Raw genomic sequence first — 3069 nt, 5'->3', positions numbered from 1 at the left:
GGGGGCGACGTCCTTGTTGGTGCCCCGGCTGTAGTAGCAGCTGCAGGAGATTCATAGCCGCGCCTGATCGATGCTCTCGTCGGTGGGCCACTGCGTGTCGTCGGCCGCGGACCCGCCGGTGTGGAGGCGGGCGGCGACGCCGTCCAGGGCCTTCTGCTGGGTCAGGGCGAAGCGCAGGACCTCGACGATGCCGCCGATCAGCTGCTCGCCGGTGACCTGCGGCAGGGCCGCGGTGACCAGACCGGGCAGGTCGGAGGCCTTCTCGGCCTGGGCCGCGGCCGTCAGCAGGGCGGCGGCGGTGTCGCGGTCGGCCGTCCGCAGGGCGGCGGAGCCCTCCGGGTCGCGGGGGCGCAGGGCGTACCAGAAGGGGAGCGGCGGGAGGCTGACGCTGCCGGTGGCGAAGCCCTCGTCGCGGTCGCTGCGCGTCGTGGCGGTGACGGTGCCGTCGGGGTCGGCGATGCTGAGCTCGCGCCAGCGCAGGGTCAGTGCGCGCGGCCGTTCGTCGGCGGGGAAGGCGAGGGCGGCGACGGGCATGTCGGCGCCTTCGGGGGTGCGGACGCTGCGTCCGGCGGCGTCGCAGCCGTGCCAGCCCTGCCCGGGCAGGCGGACGGCGTGCCAGCCGAGGAGGCCGTCCGCGGGCGCGCCGAGCGCCGAGCCCTCGACGGCGGGGGCGGGCCGCAGCCAGGCGGACTGCGCGGAGAGGGTCGCGTCGGAGGGGTGGGCGCGCAGGGCGTCGGCGAGGAAGGCCGGCCGGGAGTACCGGCCGCGCGCGCCGTCGGCCGGGGCGTACTCGCGCCAGCCGCCGTCGTGGTCCTGGTCCCGGTGCTGCCACACCCAGTGCGAGGTGCCGTCGGACAGCAGGGCGTGCTCGGCGGGCAGGGCGGTGTCCCCGGCGTGCAGGACGCCGCCGCCGGTGGCGCGGCCGCCGCCGGCCAGGGGCAGGCTGATGTGGTCGGAGCGCAGCGACCAGTAGCTGCGGTCGGTGTCCAGGGTGAAGACGTGCTGTGGTGCGGTGTGCCAGTAGCCCTGGACGTCGCCGCTGTTCCAGGAGGTCCAGAAGACGAGGAGGGCGCCGTCGACGTAGTGGAACCCGTACCGGTGGGAGCCGCCGGCCGGCACCCGCAGGTCGTGGGTGAGCACGGTGGAGTCGGCGTCGAGGACGCGGACCTCGACCGGGTTGGCGACGATGAGGTACGGCCAGGCCTCGACGAGGGTCAGGTTCCCGCGGCGCAGGGCCTTGCGGTCGGCGAGTTCGGCGAGGGCCTCTTCGAACGCGGGCCAGGTGAACTCCTCGAAGAGGCCTCCGCGCAGGGTGCGGGCGAGGATGTCACCGAGGTCGGTGCCGGCGGCCGCGGCGACCTCGTCGCGGGCGAGTTCGAGCGCCTCGGCGGGCAGCCAGGTCAGCCGCTGGATGGCGTCGGGGAGGGCGGGCAGGCCGGCGGCGGTGGAGCTGCGGGCGACCTCGCGCATCCATGCGGTGAGCATCGGGCGGCCGCCGGGCGAGGCGGCGAGCAGGCGCACGAGTTCCACCGATTCGGCGTTGCCGCCGAGGGCGTACGCGGTGCGCCGGAAGGCGGGGTGGAAGCGCTGGTCGGCCGCGATGGCGAGCAGGTCCCGGCGCTGGTCGCAGCGCGCCCAGTCGGCCAGGTTCAGCTGGTCGTGGCGCCGGCGGGAGGCGGGGTCGGGTTCGGGGTCGGTGACCGGGACGTCCAGGGAGAGCAGCAGGTCCAGCAGGTCGGCGTCCTGGACGCCCACGTTCAGGCCCGATTCGCGGCCGGGTTCGGCGAGTTCGGCGCGCAGTCGGCCGGCCGCGCGGGTGACGAGGTCGAGCAGGGCGGGCAGGGTGGGGCGCGAGCCCCAGCCGCCGTGCCGGGCGGCGTGGAAGCGTTCGAGCCAGCCGGCGGCGCCGTCGGAGCAGCGCTGTCCGGCGGGCAGGCCGGCGTCGACGAGTCCGGCGGTGGCACCGGACTGTTCCAGGATGTCCAGCCAGAGGGCGGAGAGTTCGCCGTCGCCGCCGGGCGGCATCAGGCCGAGCAGGGTGCCCCGTACGTCCGGTACCCGTCGGGCCAGCGCGATCAGCGCGGTGCGGTGGGCCTTCCACCAGCCGAACGCGGCGCGCAGGGTGGCGGGCAGCGGGAGCAGCTCGGCGAGGTAGTCCTGTTCGGCCTCGCCGCCGGTCAGGCCGGCGGCGCGGGCGAGGCGGCGCAGCTCGGTCGCGGCCTGCGCGGAGGGCGGCAGCCCGCCGGCGGTGCGGCGTACGCACAGGCGGCGGAAGCGCTCGTGGGCCTCGGCGGGGCTGACGCGGGTGGACAGTTCCTTGGCGTAGCCGGTGAGGACCTTCACGGGGAGGGCGCCGACCAGGGCGAATTCGAGGAAGACGGCGTCGAGGCGGTCCTCGTCGACGGCGAGGCCGTGCTGGGCCTCGCTGGTGCGGGCGCGGCCGAACAGCTGGGCGGCGTACGTGGTGTTCTCGACGGCGAGGAAGACGCGGGCGGCCTGCTCGTAGAAGACGGGCAGGAAGTGCGGGACGGCGGCGGCGAGCCGGCCGGCCAGTTCGAGGCAGGCGTCGAGCGCGGCCTTGGGCTTGGTCTTGGCCTGGCGGGCGAGACGGTCGAGTTCGGGGACCACGGCGAGGGCGTGGTGCCCGTCCTGCGGATGGTGGACGAGGACCCATTCGGGGAAGCCGAGGGCCTGGCGCTGGCCGAGGCCGACGACGGGCGGTTCGCCCGCGTCGCGTACGAGTCCCAGGAAGCCGGCGGCGAGGTCCTCGGCCGGGCCGAGTTCGGCGGCGGCGAGCCGGACGACGACGCGGTCGTCGGCGAGGGCGGGGTGACGGTAGGTGCGTGCGGTCAGGTCGACGGCCGACGGGCCGGCGCCCTCGGGGGCGGGGGGGCGCACCGGCCCCGCCGTTTGGTAGCGTTTGGGGGGGTGGGCGGGCGCGGGCCGCGGGGCGGGGGGGGTGGGGGGTTGTGTGCGTGCGGGGCTTTGCTCCCGCCCGCGCCGCGGGGCCCCCCCAGGACCGCGATCTCGGCCGGGGTGCGCCGCCCGTCGGAGTGCACGGAGTGGACG

Annotated in this window: 1 protein-coding gene; it reads right to left on the bottom strand. The window is 76.6% G+C overall.

From position 1 onward, the window contains the following. Window positions 1-51: 51 nt before the first annotated feature. On the bottom strand, window positions 52-2898 hold the full coding sequence (locus ACFXA3_RS11200) for a hypothetical protein (RefSeq protein WP_385185055.1): 2847 nt from the start codon (window positions 2896-2898) through the stop codon (window positions 52-54). Between the last annotated feature and the right edge of the window lie 171 nt (window positions 2899-3069).

It is taken from the genome of Streptomyces sp. NPDC059456 (assembly GCF_042750055.1).
In the GTDB taxonomy this organism is placed as follows: Bacteria; Actinomycetota; Actinomycetes; order Streptomycetales; family Streptomycetaceae; genus Streptomyces.
This window is presented reverse-complemented; position numbering and strand designations above follow the sequence as displayed.